General features: G+C 72.6%; 15 protein-coding genes. 2 read left to right on the forward strand and 13 right to left on the reverse strand.

From position 1 onward, the window contains the following. Positions 1–117: 117 nt before the first annotated feature. Positions 118–819, forward strand: a complete 702-nt coding sequence (locus tag ACFZAT_RS14660) for a DNA polymerase beta superfamily protein (RefSeq protein WP_391264220.1) — start codon at positions 118–120, stop codon at positions 817–819. Between the two features lie 7 nt (positions 820–826). Here the strand turns inward: ACFZAT_RS14660 and ACFZAT_RS14665 are convergent, their stop codons facing one another. The 13 genes from ACFZAT_RS14665 to ACFZAT_RS14725 form a co-directional block, all read right to left on the reverse strand. Next, positions 827–1843 (reverse strand): ADP-ribosylglycohydrolase family protein, encoded by a 1017-nt coding sequence (locus tag ACFZAT_RS14665; RefSeq protein ID WP_391264222.1) that lies wholly within the window; start codon positions 1841–1843, stop codon positions 827–829. Beyond that, positions 1840–2574 (reverse strand): NUDIX domain-containing protein, encoded by a 735-nt coding sequence (locus tag ACFZAT_RS14670; protein ID WP_391264224.1) that lies wholly within the window; start codon positions 2572–2574, stop codon positions 1840–1842. The genes ACFZAT_RS14665 and ACFZAT_RS14670 overlap by 4 nt, the downstream gene beginning before the upstream one ends. Then, positions 2571–3650 carry an AAA family ATPase gene (locus tag ACFZAT_RS14675; protein WP_391264226.1) on the reverse strand — a complete coding sequence of 360 codons (1080 nt, stop codon included), beginning with the start codon at positions 3648–3650 and terminating at the stop codon, positions 2571–2573. The genes ACFZAT_RS14670 and ACFZAT_RS14675 overlap by 4 nt, the downstream gene beginning before the upstream one ends. Beyond that, on the reverse strand, positions 3647–4300 hold the full coding sequence (pnuC, locus tag ACFZAT_RS14680; RefSeq protein ID WP_391264228.1) for a nicotinamide riboside transporter PnuC: 654 nt from the start codon (positions 4298–4300) through the stop codon (positions 3647–3649). The genes ACFZAT_RS14675 and pnuC overlap by 4 nt, the downstream gene beginning before the upstream one ends. A 126-nt stretch (positions 4301–4426) precedes the next feature. Next, a complete protein-coding gene (locus tag ACFZAT_RS14685) occupies positions 4427–5590 on the reverse strand; it encodes a pseudouridine synthase (protein WP_391264231.1) in 1164 nt (387 codons plus the stop codon). Then, entirely contained in the window at positions 5590–6231 is a 642-nt protein-coding gene (scpB, locus tag ACFZAT_RS14690; protein ID WP_391264233.1) for an SMC-Scp complex subunit ScpB, read from the reverse strand. The genes ACFZAT_RS14685 and scpB overlap by 1 nt, the downstream gene beginning before the upstream one ends. Continuing rightward, entirely contained in the window at positions 6228–7187 is a 960-nt protein-coding gene (locus ACFZAT_RS14695; RefSeq protein WP_391264236.1) for a segregation/condensation protein A, read from the reverse strand. The genes scpB and ACFZAT_RS14695 overlap by 4 nt, the downstream gene beginning before the upstream one ends. Before the next feature lie 80 nt (positions 7188–7267). Next, positions 7268–7855 (reverse strand): hypothetical protein, encoded by a 588-nt coding sequence (locus ACFZAT_RS14700; protein ID WP_391264293.1) that lies wholly within the window; start codon positions 7853–7855, stop codon positions 7268–7270. Further along, positions 7852–8970 carry a ParA family protein gene (locus tag ACFZAT_RS14705; protein WP_073968097.1) on the reverse strand — a complete coding sequence of 373 codons (1119 nt, stop codon included), beginning with the start codon at positions 8968–8970 and terminating at the stop codon, positions 7852–7854. The genes ACFZAT_RS14700 and ACFZAT_RS14705 overlap by 4 nt, the downstream gene beginning before the upstream one ends. A 368-nt stretch (positions 8971–9338) precedes the next feature. Further along, positions 9339–10454: an alanine dehydrogenase gene (gene ald, locus ACFZAT_RS14710; RefSeq protein WP_391264238.1), complete on the reverse strand. Its 1116-nt coding sequence runs from the start codon at positions 10452–10454 to the stop codon at positions 9339–9341. A 142-nt stretch (positions 10455–10596) separates the two neighbouring features. Then, on the reverse strand, positions 10597–12660 hold the full coding sequence (locus ACFZAT_RS14715) for a tetratricopeptide repeat protein (RefSeq protein WP_391264240.1): 2064 nt from the start codon (positions 12658–12660) through the stop codon (positions 10597–10599). A gap of 205 nt (positions 12661–12865) precedes the next feature. Then, the gene (locus ACFZAT_RS14720; RefSeq protein WP_391264243.1) at positions 12866–13492 is read right to left on the reverse strand and encodes an NUDIX domain-containing protein; all 627 of its coding nucleotides are present in this window, start codon (positions 13490–13492) and stop codon (positions 12866–12868) included. A gap of 90 nt (positions 13493–13582) precedes the next feature. Then, positions 13583–15256: a CTP synthase gene (locus ACFZAT_RS14725; RefSeq protein WP_391264245.1), complete on the reverse strand. Its 1674-nt coding sequence runs from the start codon at positions 15254–15256 to the stop codon at positions 13583–13585. A 403-nt stretch (positions 15257–15659) separates the two neighbouring features. Between ACFZAT_RS14725 and ACFZAT_RS14730 the strand changes: the two genes are divergently transcribed. Continuing rightward, positions 15660–17462, forward strand: a complete 1803-nt coding sequence (locus ACFZAT_RS14730; protein WP_391264295.1) for a glycoside hydrolase family 15 protein — start codon at positions 15660–15662, stop codon at positions 17460–17462. Positions 17463–17495: the final 33 nt, after the last annotated feature.

The following is a 17495-nucleotide window of genomic DNA, read 5'->3' on the forward strand; positions in this document are numbered from 1 at the left end:
GCTCGTTCCGTACCGCTTCGTGCGTGTGCGATCAGCGTAGAGGGGCGCCGGGGTCCGGTGCCCGCCCGCCCTTTTTATGAGACGCGCCCGCGCCCGGTCCTCGCGTAGCCTCCCGGCATGATCACGCCGACCGACGAGGACCTGGTGCGCCGCCACACGGTGTACTCCTGTGTGATGGGGTCGCGCGCCTTCGGTCTCGCCACCGAGACCAGCGACACCGACCGGCGGGGCGTGTTCCTGGCGCCGACCCCGCTGTTCTGGCGCTTCGAGAAGCCGCCCACGCACATCGAGGGCCCGGCGGACGAGCAGTTCTCCTGGGAGCTGGAACGCTTCTGCGAGCTGGCCCTGCGCGCCAACCCGAACGTGCTGGAGTGCCTGCACTCGCCGCTGGTCGATCACGTGGACGACACCGGCCGGGAGCTGCTGGCCCTGCGGGGCGCCTTCCTCTCCCGCCGGGCGCACGACTCCTTCGTACGCTATGCCCTGGCCCAGCGCCGCAAGCTGGAGGCGGACGTCCGCCAGTACGGCGCCCCGCGCTGGAAGCACGCCATGCACCTGCTGCGCCTGCTGGCGAGCTGCCGGGACCTGCTGCGCACCGGCGAACTGACGATCGAGGTGGGCGATGCCCGCGAAGCCCTCCTCGCGGTCAAGCGCGGCGAGGTCCCCTGGCCGGAGGTGGAACGCCGCATGACCCGTCTCGCCACCGAGAACGACGAGGCGGCCGCCACGTCCCCGCTGCCCGCCGAGCCGGACCGGGCCCGCGTGGAGGACTTCCTCGTCCGCACGCGCCGGGCGTCGGCAGGGGCGTCCGCCGGCTGAGCGCGGCTCAGGCGTCCCAGAGCGCCCCGAGCTCCAGCAGCTCGTCCCGGTACTCGATGCGTTCCACCCAGGCGGCGGGCCAGGCGTCCGGGCCCAGGTGGGCGCCGGCCAGTGCGCCGGTCAGGCAGGCGATGGAGTCCGAGTCGCCCCGGGTGCAGGCGGCGCGGCGCAGGGCGGTGACGGGTTCGTCCGGGAAGAGCAGGAAGCAGTGCAGGGCGGTGGCGAGGGCGTGCTCGGCGATCCAGCCGTCCCCCGTCCGCTCGCAGGGGTCGGTCTCCGGCGAGGGGGTGCGCAGGGCGTCCTGGACGGTCTCCAGCGCGGCCAGGCACTCGTCCCAGCCCCGGCTGATGTAGGCCTCGGGCGAGGCGTCGTGCGTGTGGCGCCAGAGGTCGCCGAGCCACCGGTCGAGGTAGCGCTCGCGGTTCTCGTACGCGTACGAGCGCAACTGGCCGATCAGGCCGAGCGGTTCGGTCCCATGGGCCAGCAGGTGCACCGCCCGGGCCGTCAGGTCGGACGCGGCGAGGGCGGTGGGGTGGCCGTGGGTCAGGGCCGACTGGAGCTGGGCGGCGCCGGAGCGCTGCTCGTCGGTGAGGCCGGGCGCGAGGCCGATGGGCGCGACGCGCATGTTGGCGCCGCAGCCCTTGGAGCCGGTCCGGCTGGCCTCCTGCCAAGGGCGGTCGCCGTCGAGGAGTTCGCAGGCTTCCAGGCAGGTGCGGCCGGGGGCGCGGTCGTTGTCGGGCGAGTGGTACCAGTCGACGTACTCCTCGCGCACCGGGCGGGCCAGCCGCAGCCCGGTGAGCAGGCCCCGGTCCATGGCGGTGCGCAGGCCCCGGCCCAGCGCCAGGGTCATCTGGGTGTCGTCGGTGACGAAGGCCGGCTCCGGCAGCCCCATCTCCCGCCAGGGCCCGCATTTGGCGAGGATCGACGGCACGTCGTTGAACTCGGTGGGGAATCCCAGCGCGTCGCCGAGCGCGAGCCCGGTCAGCGCGCCGGTCGCGGCCTTCTTCGTGCGGGTCGTCGTCATGCTTGCCGTCCTTCCGGTCGCAGGAGCGGGGGGTGCAGTGCGGTGGCGTCGCCCGCGCGGTAGAGGGCGGCCGGTTTGCCGCGGCCGCCGGTGCGGCGGGGGGCGCCTTCGGCGGGCTGTACGAAGCCCGGGGTCGCGAGGACCTTGCGGCGGAAGTTGGGGCGGTCCAGCTCGACGCCCCAGACCGTCTCGTAGACCTGTTGCAGCTCGCCCAGGGTGAAGTGCGGCGGGCAGAACGCGGTGGCCAGGCAGGTGTACTCCAGCTTGGCGCCGACCCGGTCGCGGGCGTCCGCGAGGATGCGGTCGTGGTCGAAGGCGAGCGGGCCCGTCCGGGCCGCGTCCCACCACCGCGCCCCCGCCGCGTCACCGCCGCCGCGCGGCTCGGGCAGGTCCGGGACGAGGGCGGTGTGGGCGACGGAGACGACACGCATCCGGGGGTCGCGGTCCGGGTCGCTGTAGGTGCGCAGCTGCTCCAGGTGGAGCCCGGAGACCGTGTCGTCGCTCAGCCCGGTCTCCTCGGCCAGCTCGCGGCGCGCGGCGGCCCCCGCGGACTCGCGGGGCAGCAGGAAGCCGCCGGGGAGCGCCCAGTGGCCCTGGTAGGGCTCCGCGCCGCGTTCCACGAGCAGGACGTGCAGCCGGGACTCGCGGACCGTGAAGACCGCGAGGTCCACGGTGACCGCGAACGGCTCGAAGGCGCTCGGGTCGTAGCCCTCGGGGGCGGCGGCGCTCACCGGTGCTCCGGGAGGGGCGCGGCGAAGTCCCAGCCCTCGGCGAGCAGCGCGTCGACGGCCTCGACCGCGCGGGCGAGGCGCGCCTCACGGCTGCCGGTCACCTCGATGAAGGTCCGGCCGGTCCGGGTGAGCTCGGCCCGGAAGCGGTCGGTCATCCAGGGCCGCAGCTCCTCGCCGTCGCGCAGCCCGTCGTCCTCGAAGGCGACGCCCTCGTGGCCGGTGAGCAGCCACAGGTGGTGGGCGGTCCGGTCGGCGATGCGCTCGACCAGGGGGTTGCGCCCGCCCACGTACCGCTCGTGCCAGACGGTCGTCGCGAAGGAGTCCGTGTCGCAGAAGAGCACCGGGGAGCCGGTGCGGGCGGCCTCCTCCTCCCGGGCGTTCTGGACCTCGGCGATGTGCGGGAAGTCGTGGGTGGTGAGGGTGACGTCCTCCCACTGGGCCCGGGGCCACCGCTCGCGCAGCTCGGCCAGTTTCCGTTCGCTGAACTCGCGCCCGTACTCGGCCACGTATCCGGTGTGCGCCCAGATCCCGCCGCGCTGCCGGTAGTGGGCGGCGAGCGCGCGGGCCAGTGTGGTGGTGCCGGTGGACTCCGCGCCGAGGACGACGACGCGGCGGGCGAGCGCCGCCCGCACCGGCGCTTCGAGGAAGCCCCAGCAGCCCGCCGGGTCGGCGCGGACGGCGGTGCCGGAGACGGGGTACGCGGTGCGGCCGGGGTCGACGCAGACGGACTCGGCGCCGAAGCGGCGGGCCAGTTCGTCCCCGTACGACTCCGAGGTGAAGACGGCGTCCACCCGCTCGGGCACGGCGGTGGTGAAGACGGCCATGTGGGCGTCCCAGATCGCGGGGTCGTGGAGGTCCATGCGGGTGTCGTCGACGGCGCCGACCACGGTCACGTCGGGGTGCGCCCGGCGCATCCAGTCGACCCGGTCGGCGAGCGGGACGGACTCCACCGAGGCGGCGCAGACGAGGACGGTGAGCCGTTCGCAGCGGGCGGCGGCGGTGCGGACGAGGTGGTGGTGGCCGGCGTGCGGCGGGTAGAACTTGCCGAGCACGAGTCCGTGCGGGTAGCGCTTCATGCCAGGGCCTTCGAGGGTCGTCGCGGGTCGGCTGCGGTCAGGTCGCGGCGCCAGTTGCGCAGGCCGATCAGGCACAGCGTCAGGAAGCCGACGTACAGCAGCGAGGTGAGGTACAGCTCCTTGTACGCGTACAGCGGGATGTACACGACGTCGGCGGCGATCCACAGCCACCAGGACTCGACCAGCTTGCGGCACTGTCCGTAGGTCGCCGCGAGCGAGAGCGCGGTCGTCAGGGCGTCCCAGAACGGCACGGTCGAGTCGGTCGCCCGGTCCAGCAGGACGGTCAGCCCCGCGGTCCCCACCGCCCCCGCCGCGAGCAGCCAGGCCCACTCGGTGCGCGTGGTGCGCCGCACCGGCAGGTCCGTCCCTGGTCCACCCCCGTGGGTCCAGGTCCACCAGCCGTAGGCGGCGAGGGCGATGAAGACGATCTGGAGTCCGGCGTCGGCGTACAGGCCGGACTGGGTGAACAGCAGGATGAAGAAGAGGTTGTTGGCGATGCCGATCGGCCAGTTGGCGAGGTGCTGGCGGGCCACGAGCCAGACGCACAGCGCGCCGCTGCCGAAGCCCAGCACCTCGGTCCAGCTGACCGGGGTGTCCAGCACCGTCACCAGGGGCTGCTGCAAGGGATCGAGTATGTCCGCGAGACTCACGCCCGCCTCCTTAATGGTCACTATGACTATAAAGGAGCGGCCGGGTATGCGAAAGGCCCGCGGCCGGTTCCGTCCGGAGAATTCCGGGGAACCGGCCGCGGGCCTTCGAGCGCTGCGGGCGAAGGGCTACAGGCCGACCTCGCGCATCAGCATGCCCACCTCGGTGTTGGTGAGCCGGCGCAGCCAGCCCGACTTCTGGTCGCCGAGCGCGATCGGGCCGAAGCCGGTGCGCACGAGCCGGTCGACGGGGAAGCCCGCCTCGGCCAGCATGCGGCGCACGATGTGCTTGCGGCCCTCGTGCAGGGTCACCTCGACCAGGTAGTTCTTGCCGGTGTTCTCCACCACGCGGAAGTGGTCGGCGCGGGCGTAGCCGTCCTCCAGCTGGATGCCGTCCTTGAGCCGCTTGCCCAGGTCGCGCGGGAGCGGGCCCTGGATGGCGGCCAGGTAGGTCTTCTTCACGCCGTACTTGGGGTGGGTGAGACGGTGGGCCAGCTCGCCGTGGTTGGTGAGCATGATGATGCCCTCGGTCTCGGTGTCCAGCCGGCCGACGTGGAAGAGCCGCGTCTCGCGGTTGGTGACGTAGTCGCCGAGGCACTGGCGCCCGTCCGGGTCCTCCATGGAGGCGACGACACCGGCCGGCTTGTTCAGCGCGAAGAACAGGTAGGACTGGGTGGCGACGGTGAGCCCGTCGACCTTGATCTCGTCCTTGTGCACGTCGACGCGCATGCCCTGCTCGACGACGATCTCGCCGTTGACCTCGACCCTGCTCTGGTCGATCAGCTCCTCGCAGGCGCGGCGCGAGCCCATGCCGGCGCGGGCCAGGACCTTCTGCAGCCGCTCGCCCTCCTGCTCGGCGCCCGGGTGCGTCTTGGGGGTCTTGATCTCGGGCTTGTTCGCGTACCGGTCGCGGTTGCGCTGCTCGATCTTGGCGTCCAGCTCGCGCGGGCGCGCCGGGGCGCCGTACGGGCCGCGCCGCGGGCCGCCCTTCGCGCCGCCGCCCTGCGGGCTCTTCGGGCCGCCCTTGGCGCCGCCGCGGGCCGCCGCGCCGCGCCCCTTGCGGGCGCCGCCGTCGGTGCCGGGCCGCTCGGAGCCCACGTCGTAGCGGCGCTCCTCGGGCCTGGGCTTGCGGGGGCGCTCCTCGTTCCGGCGGTCCTCGCGCTCCGAGCGGGGGGTCCGCGCGTTCGGGTTGCTGTTCCTGCCGGTGCCGCTGTTGTTCCTGCCGCTCCGGCCCCCGCCGCTGCCGCCGCTCCTGCCGCCGCCGCTACCGCTGTTCCTGCCACTGCTTCGCATCAAAAGTCCGTCTTGTCGTCTGCGTGAGTTCCCGGGGTGTCCGGTGCGTCCGGATCGAACGACGGCACACCCTCTGGCGTCTCGGCCTCGATCGCGTCCGCCTCGGGGAGGAAGGGCGCGAGCTCCGGGAGCTCATCCAGGCCACGCAGGCCCATCCGCTCCAGAAAGTAGTTCGTCGTCCTGTACAGGATCGCACCTGTTTCGGGTTCCGTGCCCGCCTCCTCGACCAGGCCCCTCTGGAGCAGGGTCCGCATGACCCCGTCACAGTTCACCCCGCGCACCGCCGAGACCCGCGACCGGCTCACCGGCTGCCGGTACGCGACGACCGCCAGGGTCTCGAGGGCCGCCTGGGTCAGCCGGGCGTGCTGGCCGTCCAGGACGAAGCCCTCGACCGCCGCCGCGTACTCGGGCCGGGTGTAGAACCGCCAGCCGCCCGCGACGAGCCGGAGGTCGAAGCCGCGCCGCTGCGCGGTGTACTCGTCGGCCAGCTCCCGCAGCGCGGCGGCCACGGCCCGCCGGGGGCGCTCCAGCACCTTGGCCAGGTGCTCCTCGGTGGCGGGCTCGTCCACGACCATGAGGACGGCCTCCAGGGCGGGCTTGAGGTCGAGGTCCGCGACCGCGGAGCCGGTGGGTTCCGTCACGGCGTCTCCTCGGGGGTTGCGGAGGCGTCCGGCGCCTCCTGGTCGAATTCGTCCGTCACTACGGGCTCGGCCCCCGCCTCACCGGCCCACCGCACCATCAGCTCACCGAGCGCCACGTCCTGGTCCAGGGCGACCGCCTTCTCCCGGTACAGCTCCAGCAGGGCGAGGAAGCGGGCGACGACGGTGAGGGTGTCCGGCGCGTCCTCGGTGAGCAGCCGGAAGCTGATCTCGCCGGCCTCGCGGACGCGGGCGACCACGATGCCCGCCTGCTCCCGGACGCTGACCAGGGGGGCGTGGATGTGGTCGACGTACACCTGCGGCGCGGGCTTCGGCTGCATCGCCTTCACGGCCAGCCGGGCGAAGCCCTCGGCACCGATGCTGATGACGACGTCCGGCAGCAGCTCGGCGTGGTGCGGTTCGAGGCCGACGGTACGGGGGAAGCGGCGGCTCTCCGCGTCGAGCCGGCCGCTGAAGATGTCGGCGACGCGCTTGTACGCGCGGTACTGGAGGAGCCGCGCGAAGAGCAGGTCCCTGGCCTCCAGGAGCGCGAGGTCCGCCTCGTCCTCCACCTCGGCGGCGGGGAGCAGCCGGGCGGCCTTCAGGTCGAGGAGGGTCGCGGCGACCACCAGGAACTCGGTCGTCTGGTCCAGGTCCCAGTCGGGTCCCATCGCCCGGATGTGGGCCATGAACTCGTCGGTGACCTTGGACAGGGCGACCTCGGTCACGTCCAGCTTGTGCTTGGAGATCAGCTGGAGGAGCAGGTCGAAGGGGCCCTCGAAGTTCGCCAGCCGGACGGTGAACCGGCCGTCGTCGGGGGCGGGTGCCGCTTCGGGGACCTCTTCCGGCGCGGGCGCCCCGGGGACCGGCTCGGGCGCCTCCACGGGCACGCCCCCCGCCCCCGGCCCGCGGCCCAGGGGGCGGCGGGCGGTGCGGGCGGGCTCGTCGGGTGTCGGCATGGAGTTCCAGGGTGCGCGGGGCGTGCTACGGCGGCGGGCGGCGGCCCGTACGTACGGGCAGGCTACCGGCGCCGTACCGGTCAGCGGCCGCGCAGCCGTCGTACGAGGATGCTCGCGTCGCCGCGCGATTCCAGGTCCGCCAGGACGACGGCGACCGCCTCGCGGACGATCCGGCCCCGGTCCACGGCGAGGCCGTGCTCGCCGCGCAGGACGAGGCGCGCGTGCTCCAGGTCCATCAGCTCCTCGGCGGAGACGTAGACCGTGATCTTCTCGTCGTGGCGCTCGCGCCCGCTGGGGCGCCGGTTCGCACCGCGTCCGCCGCCGCGCCTGCGCTGCTGCTGCACGACGGGCGCCGGGGTGGGCTCGGCGGGCTGCTGCGGGCGGCGGCCGGCCTGGGCGGCGACGGCGACCCGGTCGCCCTCGGCGGTCCGGCTGCGCGAATCGCCCGCGTCGGCGCCGGCCGCCGCGTGCTCCGGGCGGGCTGCCGGTGCGGTGCCGGAGTCCGGGGCGGCCTCGCCCGGCGCCTCGACCCCGGGTTCGTTCTCCTCGGCCGGAGCCGGGACGCGGGCCTCGCCGTTCGCCTTGCGCCTGCGCTCCGCGGGCGACGAGGACTGGAGCCCCATCCCCCCGGTCGTACGGAACAGTTCGTCGGCCCCGGGCAGACTCACTCGGCGTGACACCGGGCGAGCACCTCCCTGGCGAGCTGGCGATAGGCGGCGGCACCGACCGAGTTGGAGGCGTACGTGGTGATGGGCTCACCGGCGACCGTGGTCTCCGGGAAGCGGACCGTGCGCCCGATGACCGTGTGGTAGACGTGGTCGTCGAACGCCTCGACCACCCGCGCCAGGACCTCGCGGCTGTGCACCGTACGGGAGTCGTACATGGTGGCGAGGATGCCGTCGAGCTCCAGCTCCGGGTTCAGCCGCTCCTGGACCTTCTCGATCGTCTCGGTGAGCAGCGCCACCCCGCGCAGCGCGAAGAACTCGCACTCGAGCGGGACTATCACCTTGTGCGCGGCGGTCAGCGCGTTCACCGTGAGCAGGCCGAGCGAGGGCTGACAGTCGATCACGATGTAGTCGTAGTCGGCCATCAGCGGCTTCAGGGCGCGCTGGAGCGTGGACTCGCGGGCCACCTCGCTGACGAGCTGCACCTCGGCGGCGGAGAGGTCGATGTTGCTGGGGAGCAGGTCCATGTTGGGGACCGCGGTCTTCAGCAGGACCTCGTCGGCCGCCATGCCCCGCTCCATGAGCAGGTTGTAGACGGTGAGGTCGAGCTCCATCGGGTTGACCCCGAGGCCGACCGAGAGGGCGCCCTGCGGGTCGAAGTCGACCAGCAGGACACGGCGCCCGTATTCGGCCAGCGCGGCACCCAGGTTGATGGTCGACGTGGTCTTGCCGACGCCGCCCTTCTGGTTGCACATCGCGATGATCTTCGCGGGGCCGTGGTCGGTCAGCGGGCCCGGGATCGGGAAGTAGGGCAGGGGGCGGCCGGTCGGGCCGATCCGCTCGCGGCGCTGCCGGGCGGCGTCCGGCGCGAGCGTGGCCGCGTACTCCGGGTCGGGCTCGTACTCGGCGTCGGGGTCGTAGAAATGCGCCTGGGGCGTCTCGGCGAAGTCGGCGAGGGGGGCGGTGTCCCGGCCACTCTCGTTGCCGGCCATGGCGTTCACGTGTAGGCCGTCCATCATCTGGGGGGCTGTCGTCATGTGCTGGTGGGTGGCGAAGGTGCGGACAGCGACGGAGCCGACAGCCTCCAGCCCGTTCGGGCTCTGGCCCCGTGCAGGCATCCCTGGTTGAACACCCCCGGGAGTAATTGTCGACTCATTCACAAGTCGTCTTACCTCCTTGGACGTGACCAGGAAACTTATCGATAGGTCAGCGTGGCACCATGCCGACGATTGGCGACTCTATGGCGTGTCCCCTGTCCGCAGCAACACAATCCGCCGGACCCGGCCCGATGTGTCGGCAATCGAACGCCCCGCTGTCAAGGGCGCGCAACCCTCGGTACACACTTTTCCCGAGTGTACGAAACGGTTAAAGGGTTACGTTCGAGACGAGTTGCTCGGGGGCGCGCGCGGTCCGGGCGTGCGTCCGGCCGGACCTTGACAGCAAGGTCCGGCCGGACGCACGGAGTTGACGAACGAGTTGACCCGGGTCAGCCGATGAGCGTGTTCAGGTCGACGTGGTCGAGGCCGTGCGCCTCGGCCACCTCGCGGTAAACGACCTGTCCGTCATGGGCGTTGAGGCCCTTGGCGAGCGCGGCGTCGCGGCGCAGCGCCTCGGCCCAGCCCCGGTTCGCGAGCTCCACGATGTAGGGCAGCGTCGCGTTGGTGAGGGCGTACGTCGAGGTGTTGGGCACCGCGCCGGGCATGTTCGCGACGCAGTAGAAGACCGAGTCGTGGACCTGGAAGGTCGGCTCGGCGTGCGTCGTGGGGTGCGAGTCCTCGAAGCAGCCGCCCTGATCAATTGCAATGTCGACAAGTACACTTCCGGGCTTCATCTTGGCGACGAGCTCGTTGGTGACCAGCTTCGGGGCCTTGGCGCCGGGGATCAGCACGGCACCGACGACGAGGTCGGCCTCGACCACGGCCTTCTCCAGCTCGAAGGCGTTGGAGACGACGGTCTGCACCTTGGTGCCGAAGACCTTGTCCGCCTCGCGGAGCTTGTTGATGTCCTTGTCGAGCAGCGTGACGTGGAAGCCGAGACCCACGGCGATCTGGGTGGCGTTCCAGCCGGAGACGCCGCCGCCGATGACGACGGCGCGGCCGGCCGCCGTACCCGGGACCCCGCCCGGCAGCACGCCGCGGCCACCGGCCGAGCGCATCAGGTGGTACGCGCCGACCTGCGGGGCCAGCCGGCCCGCGACCTCGGACATCGGGGCGAGCAGCGGCAGTGCGCGGTTGGCCGTCTCGACGGTTTCGTACGCGATGGCGGTGGTGCCCGACGCCAGGAGCGCGTCGGTGCACTCGCGGGAGGCGGCGAGGTGCAGGTAGGTGAAGAGGGTCTGCCCCTTGCGGAGGCGGTGGTACTCCTCGGCGACCGGTTCCTTGACCTTGAGCAGCAGGTCGGCGGCGGCCCAGACCTCGTCGGCGGTGGGCAGGATCTCCGCCCCCGCCGCGACGTACTCCTCGTCCGTGATGGACGAGCCCGCTCCGGCGTTCCGCTCGACGACGACCCGGTGGCCGTGGCGGACGAGCTCATGCACACCGGCAGGCGTGATCGCCACGCGGAACTCGTTGTTCTTCACTTCGCGGGGGATGCCGACCTTCATGTCGATCACGGTCCTTGGCTCAGAGGATAATCCGGGCACAGCAATGCAAAAAGGGTAGATGCATCACATGTGAAGGCACCGCGAACGGCCGCGGTGCAGCCAGTCTAATGAAGGACTTCCCGCTGTCTAGCCTTGCAAAGCATTATTTTTCCGAGGAAGCACCGCCGGTTTCGCAGGCTGCGCCCTCTTCGCCCAGCAATCTGTCGGCCGCACCCCGGTGCAGCCCCGCCGCCGCGGGGTCACCGAGCCGGTCCAGGGTGTCCGCGAGCCGCAGCTCCAGCGCCGCCTGAAGCCGTACGTCCTTGGCCCGTCGCGCCCACTCCACGGCTTCCCGGCAGGTGCGCAGCGACTCCTGCGGCCGGCCCGCGTACTCCTGGACCCGGGCCATCTCACTCAGCGCCCGCGCCTGGGCCGCGAGGTCGCCGAGCCTGCGGTGACCCGCCGCGGCGGCCCGCCAGTTCCGCAGCGCATCGCCGTACCGCCCGGCGTAGGTGTGGACGGTGCCGAGCCGCCCGTACAGGCGCGCCGCCTCGGCCGGCTCGCCCTGGGTGAGGCGCTGGGCGAGCGCCCGTCCGTACCAGTCGGAGGCGCGGTGGTAGTCGCCCAGCTCCGCGTAGGCGCCGCCGACGGATTCCATGGCCCGCCCGGTGGCGTACGGGTCCTTGGCGGCCCGCCCGGCGTCCAGCGCTTCCCGGTAGCGGGCCAGCGCCTCCCGGGTGCGGCCGGTCCCGGCGTCCAGGTCGGCGAGGTTGAGCAGGGCCGCCGCCCGCTCGCGGGGCAGGTCGCGGCGCTCCGCGACGGCCAGCACCAGGCCGTGCAGCGCGTAGAGGTCGGGGGCGGCGGCGTCGGTGCCCTCGTGCGCGGCGAGCGCCCGCACCAGCGCGGCGACCAGCCGCCGGGCCAGCGTGTCCAGCTCCCCGTCCTCGACGGCGATCCGGGCGGCGGCGAGCAGGGCGGGCCTGCGGGCGCGCAGCCAGGCGGCGGCGCTCTCCGGGTCCGGGAAGCGCAGGGTGCGCGGGAGGCCGGCCAGCTTGCGGCGGGACGGCGAGCCCTCGGGGTCGGTGACGGCGCGGCAGGACTGGAGGAGGCGCACGGTGCGCTCCAGCATCCTGGCCCGGGCGAGCTGGATCCCGGCGGGGCGTTCCCGGTCCGCCAGGAGCGCCCGCAGCAGCCCGGCGAGGCAGCCCGGCACCTCGTACTGCGGTTCGCCGGTGCCCTCGCGGCGCAGCAGGCCGAGGGTCACGAAGTCGTCCAGGGTGGTCCGGGCGGCCGTGACGGAGCAGCCGGCCAGCGCGGAGGCCGTGTGGGCGTCGGCGAGGCCGCCGGGGGCGAGGGAGAGCAGTCGCAGTATCTGGGCCGGGGTGGCCAGCAGGGAGTCGTGGACGAGGCGGAAGGCACGGGTCAACGGGCTTGCACCAGCAGGCAGTTCGGGGTCGTCCGGCAATTCGCGCAGTCGGCGCCCGGCGTCGGCAACCGAGGCGGTCGGGCGCGCGGCGAGCCAGCCGCCGATGAGGACGAGGGCGGCCGGCTGCCCGCCGCACTCCTCGGCCAGGGTCTGGGCGGTGAGCGGGTCGACGGTGATCCGGACCTGGCCGGTGGCGCGGCCGAGCAGTTCGACGGCGGAGCCCGCGTCCAGGCCGCCGATGGTGCAGGGCCGGACGCCGGGGATGCCGGTGAGCGGGCCCTCGGAGGTGGCGACGACGAGGCAGTCCGGGTTGTCGGGGAGGAGCGGGTCGACCTGTTCCGCGTCGGCCGCGTCGTCCAGGAGGAGCAGCACCCTGCGGACGGCCAGGGCCTCGCGGACCATTTCGGACAGCTCGTCGGCGTCGGCGCCGGGCGGCCCGGTCAGGCCGAGCCGGCCGAGGAGGTCGCGGGCGGCGCGGTCCGGGGGGACGGGGCCGACGCCGGTCTCGTTGAGCCGGACGCGGAGCAGCCCGTCGGGGTAGTCGCCGGCCTCCAGGAGCCTGCGGGCGAGTTCGGAGGCGAGCGCGGTGCGGCCGGAGCCGGGGCGTCCGGCGATCAGGAGGACCCGGGCGCGGGCGCTGCGGCGGCCGGCCATGGTGTCGAGTCCGGCGCGCTCGATGTCGTCGCGCAGTTCCTTCAACTCGCGTTCGCGGCCGAAGAATCGGGCTGGTTCCGGCGCGGGCGGCTCCTCGGTCCCCGCTGCCTCGGCCGGGCCGCTGGTGTCCACCGCCTGATCCGTCACGGGCCACGCTCCACTTCGCTGCACGCGTCGCCCTGCGGGACTCCGGTCAGGGCATTCGAAGCGTAGTTCAGGCGGGTGTCCCGGGAGGGGGGAGCGCGACCCGGGCATCCCCCGATCGGATCAGCATTTTTTACGATCGGGGGATGCGCGGGAGTGACCGTATGGGCGGACCGATCGACCGCCCCGCACGGTTTCAGACGGTCCGTCAGGCTTCGAAGGGGCGGGCCGGCCAGGGCGCGTCGGCGGGGCGCAGCGCCTCGACGCCGTCGCCCGCGAGGGCCGCGGTGAGCGCGAGCACACCCACGACGAGACAGCTGTTGTGCAGGTCGCCAGCAAGGACCTTGCGTACGAGGTCCTGGAGCGGCACCCGGGCCAGCTCCATGTCGGCCTCCTCCTCGGCGACCTCGAAGCGCTCGCCCTCGGCCTCGGAGACGTCCCGGGCGAGGAAGATCCGTACCGCCTCGTCGGAGCCGCCGGGCGAGGTGTAGATGTCGGTGAGCACCCGCCAGTCCTCCGCCTTGACGTGCGCCTCCTCGTACAGCTCGCGCTGCGCGGCGTGCAGCGGGTTCTCGCCGGGCACGTCGAGCAGCCCGGCGGGGATCTCCCACAGCTTGTGGCGGACCGGGTGGCGGTACTGGCGCAGGACGAGGACGCGGCCCTCGTCGTCCAGCGCGAGCACGGCGACCGAACCGGGGTGCACCTGGTAGTCGCGGTGCGCGACCGTACCGTCGGGCATCTCGACGTCGTCGGCGCGGACGCTGGTCTTCTTGCCCCGGAACGGGGTCGCGCTCTCGGTGACCCGCCATTCCTCGGGCGTGTCCTGGAAACCCATCTGCGTCCTCCCACGAAAAACGGTGACCGGGGCCCGCGTCCCTGCTCGGACGCGCGCCCCGGTCAACCGTAACGCCTGCGGGGGTGCCGCTTACCTGCCCTGCTCGCCCCCGGCCGCGGCGGCCGTCTTGCGGGCGACGGCCGCCTTCACCAGGCCGGCGAAGAGCGGGTGCGGGCGGGTCGGCCGGGAGCGCAGCTCCGGGTGCGCCTGGGTGGCGACGAGGTACGGGTGGACCTCGCGCGGGTACTCGACGTACTCGACGAGCTTGTTGTCCGGGGAGGTGCCCGAGAAGACCAGGCCGGCCTTCTTCTCCAGCTCGGCGCGGTAGGCGTTGTTGACCTCGTAGCGGTGGCGGTGGCGCTCCTCCACGTACGGCTGGTCGTCGTAGGCCTCGCGGACCAGCGAGCCCTCGGCGAGCTTCGCCGGGTACAGGCCGAGCCGCATGGTGCCGCCCAGGTCACCGGCGCCCTCGACGTACGCGAGCTGCTCCTCCATGGTCGAGATGACCGGATGGCCGGTCGCGGCGTCGAACTCGGTGGAGTTGGCGTCGGGGATCTCGGCGAGGTTGCGGGCCGCCTCGATCACGATGCACTGGAGGCCGAGGCAGAGGCCGAGCAGCGGCACCTTGTTCTCGCGGGCGTACTGGATCGCGCCGACCTTGCCGACCACGCCGCGCTCGCCGAAGCCGCCGGGGATGCAGATCGCGTCCACACCGGCGAGGGCCTTCTGCGCGCCGGCCGGGGTCTTGCAGTCGTCGGAGGCGACCCACTCGACCTTGACCCGGGCCCTGTTGGCGAAGCCGCCGGCCCGGATGGCCTCGGTGACCGAGAGGTAGGCGTCCGGCAGGTCGATGTACTTGCCGACCAGGGCGACGGTGACCTCGTGGTCGGGGTTGTGGACGCGGTCCAGCAGGTCGTCCCAGGTGGTCCAGTCGACGTCGCGGAACGGCAGGTCCAGCTTGCGCACGACGTAGGCGTCCAGGCCCTCGGTGTGCAGCACCTTGGGGATGTCGTAGATCGACTTGGCGTCCACGCAGGCGACCACGGCGGCCTCGTCGACGTCGCACATCAGGGAGATCTTGCGCTTGATGGCGGTCGGCACGTCGCGGTCGGCGCGCAGCACGATCGCGTCCGGCTGGATACCGATGTTGCGCAGCGCGGCCACGGAGTGCTGGGTGGGCTTGGTCTTCAGCTCGCCGGAGGGGCCGATGTAGGGCAGCAGCGAGATGTGCACGACGAAGACGTTGTCCCGGCCGACCTCGTGGCGGACCTGACGCACGGTCTCCAGGAACGGCAGCGACTCGATGTCGCCGACGGTGCCGCCGACCTCGGTGATGACCACGTCGACGTCGTCGGTGGCCATGCGGCGGATGCGGTGCTTGATCTCGTTGGTGATGTGCGGGATGACCTGCACGGTGTCGCCCAGGTACTCACCGCGCCGCTCCTTGGCGATGACCTGCGAGTAGACCTGGCCGGTGGTGACGTTGGCCGAGCCGTCGAGGTCCACGTCGAGGAAGCGCTCGTAGTGGCCGATGTCGAGGTCCGTCTCGGCGCCGTCGTTGGTCACGAAGACCTCGCCGTGCTGGAACGGGTTCATCGTGCCCGGGTCGACGTTCAGGTACGGGTCGAGCTTCTGCATGGTGACCCGGAGACCGCGCGCCTTGAGCAGGGCGCCGAGGCTGGAGGCAGTCAGACCCTTGCCGAGGGAAGAGGCGACACCCCCGGTGACGAAGATGTGCTTGGTCGTCGTGGATGTGGGCTGCATAGCCAAAGGGGGCTCCCGTGGTCGCGATCATGAGGTGCGTGCCGGCGTTGCCGTCCGGAGATTCCGGAGATGCCGTCGCTGCGGTTCGGGGGCCTCGTCTGCTCTCGCCGACGACCACCGGTCCACGGGCTACCAGGGTATCAGCGACAGGGGGAGACTGCTTCCGGCCACCGGCCCGCAAGCGCGGCGCAAGCCGCATATGCCACTCGCACCCCACTAGATCGGACCACTCCGGTTGGCAAGAGGGTCGCGCGGATCACCCGGCTGCGTCGTATCCTGCTCGGACACTCGCTCGGGCGAGGCCGAAAGTTCGCAGGTCCCCCCACAACAACCCCTTGCGACACCCTCTTGACCCGCAGTAAGCGCCCCACGGGGCGACATGGCCGTTCGACTGGAGATGCACGTGGCCGGGCGCATCGAGGATTACGCACTCATCGGAGACATGCAGACCGCCGCCCTGGTCTGCCGGGACGGCACAGCCGACTGGCTCTGCCTGCCCCGCTTCGATTCACACGCCATTTTCGCGGGCCTTCTGGGCACCGAGGAACACGGCTTCTGGCGACTGGGGCCGGCCCGCCCCGAGGGCGCGGAGCCGCCCGCGGCCGACCGCCGCCGCTACCGCGGGGATTCCCTCATCCTCGAATCGGAGTGGGACACGCAGCGCGGCACGGTCAGAGTGACCGACTTCATGCCGCCGCGCGACGGAGCACCGCAGCTCATCCGGATCGTGGAGGGCGTCAGCGGCCGGGTGCCGATGCGCTCGGAGCTGCGCATGCGGTTCAGCTACGGCCGCGTCACCCCCTGGGTGCACAAGGTGGACTCACGTACGGTCGCCGTCGCCGGCCCGGACTCGGTCTGGCTGGACACGCCCGCCGACACCTATGGCGAGAACCTGACGACGTACTCCGACTTCACCGTCTCCCCCGGTGACCGGATCGCGTTCACGATCAGCTGGCAGCCCTCGCACCACGAGCCGCCCGCGCTCCCGGACCCGGACGGCTCGCTGGAGGCGACCGCGGACTTCTGGCGCGAGTGGGTCGAGCAGTGCACCTACCACGGGCCGTACCGCGAGGCCGTGGTCCGCTCGCTGATCACGCTCAAGGCCCTGACGTACGCGCCGACCGGCGGCATCGTCGCCGCGCCGACCACCTCGCTGCCCGAGGACATCGGCGGCTCCCGGAACTGGGACTACCGCTACACCTGGCTCCGCGACGCCGCGATCACCCTCTCCTCGCTGCTGCGCACCGGCTACCGCGAGGAGGCCCGCGCCTGGCGCGAGTGGCTGCTGCGCGCGGTGGCCGGCGACCCGGAGAACCTGCAGATCATGTACGGGATCGCGGGCGAACGGGAGCTGGGCGAGGCGGAGCTGGAGTGGCTGCCGGGTTACGAGAACTCCGCCCCGGTCCGCGTCGGCAACGGCGCGGCGGGCCAGCTCCAGCTGGACGTGTACGGCGAGGTCACCGAGGCGCTGCACCTGGCGCACATGACGGGCCTGGCCCGCAACGACTACGCCACCGGGCTCCAGCTGAAGCTGATCGAGTACCTGGAGAAGCACTGGAACGAGCCGGACGAGGGCATCTGGGAGGTGCGCGGCCCGCGGCGCCACTTCGTGCACTCCAAGGTGATGGCCTGGGTCGCCGTCGACCGGACGATCAAGCTCATCGAGTCCGGCGACGCGGAGGGCCCGGTCGAGCGGCTGCACGAGCTGCGCGACGAGATCCACCGGGACGTCTGCGAGCGGGGTTACGACCCCGAGCGCAACACCTTCACCCAGTCCTACGGCTCGAAGGAACTGGACGCCTCCCTGCTGCTGATCCCGCAGATGGGCTTCCTGCCCCCCGACGACAAGCGGGTCATCGGCACCATCGAGGCGATCCAGCGGGAGCTGTCCACGGAGGACGGCTTCGTCCTGCGCTACCCGACCGCGGGCGACGACGCGGGCGTGGACGGCCTGGAGGGCGACGAGGGCGCGTTCCTGGCCTGCTCGTTCTGGCTGGCGGACGACCTGGCGATGATCGGCCGGGTCGACGAGGCCCGCCGGCTCTTCGAGCGGCTGCTGGCCCTCCGCAACGACCTGGGCCTGCTGGCCGAGGAGTGGGACGCCCGGCTCCAGCGCCAGGTGGGCAACTTCCCGCAGGCGTTCAGCCACGTCCCGCTGATCGACACGGCCCTGCGCCTGACGGCGAGCGGGGCGTACGTGGGCTGACGGACGCGGTCCGTTCCTCCTCCGCCCGGCTGC

Origin of the sequence: Streptomyces sp. NPDC008163, assembly GCF_042956885.1 — a bacterium.
Taxonomy (GTDB): domain Bacteria; phylum Actinomycetota; class Actinomycetes; order Streptomycetales; family Streptomycetaceae; genus Streptomyces; species Streptomyces drozdowiczii_A.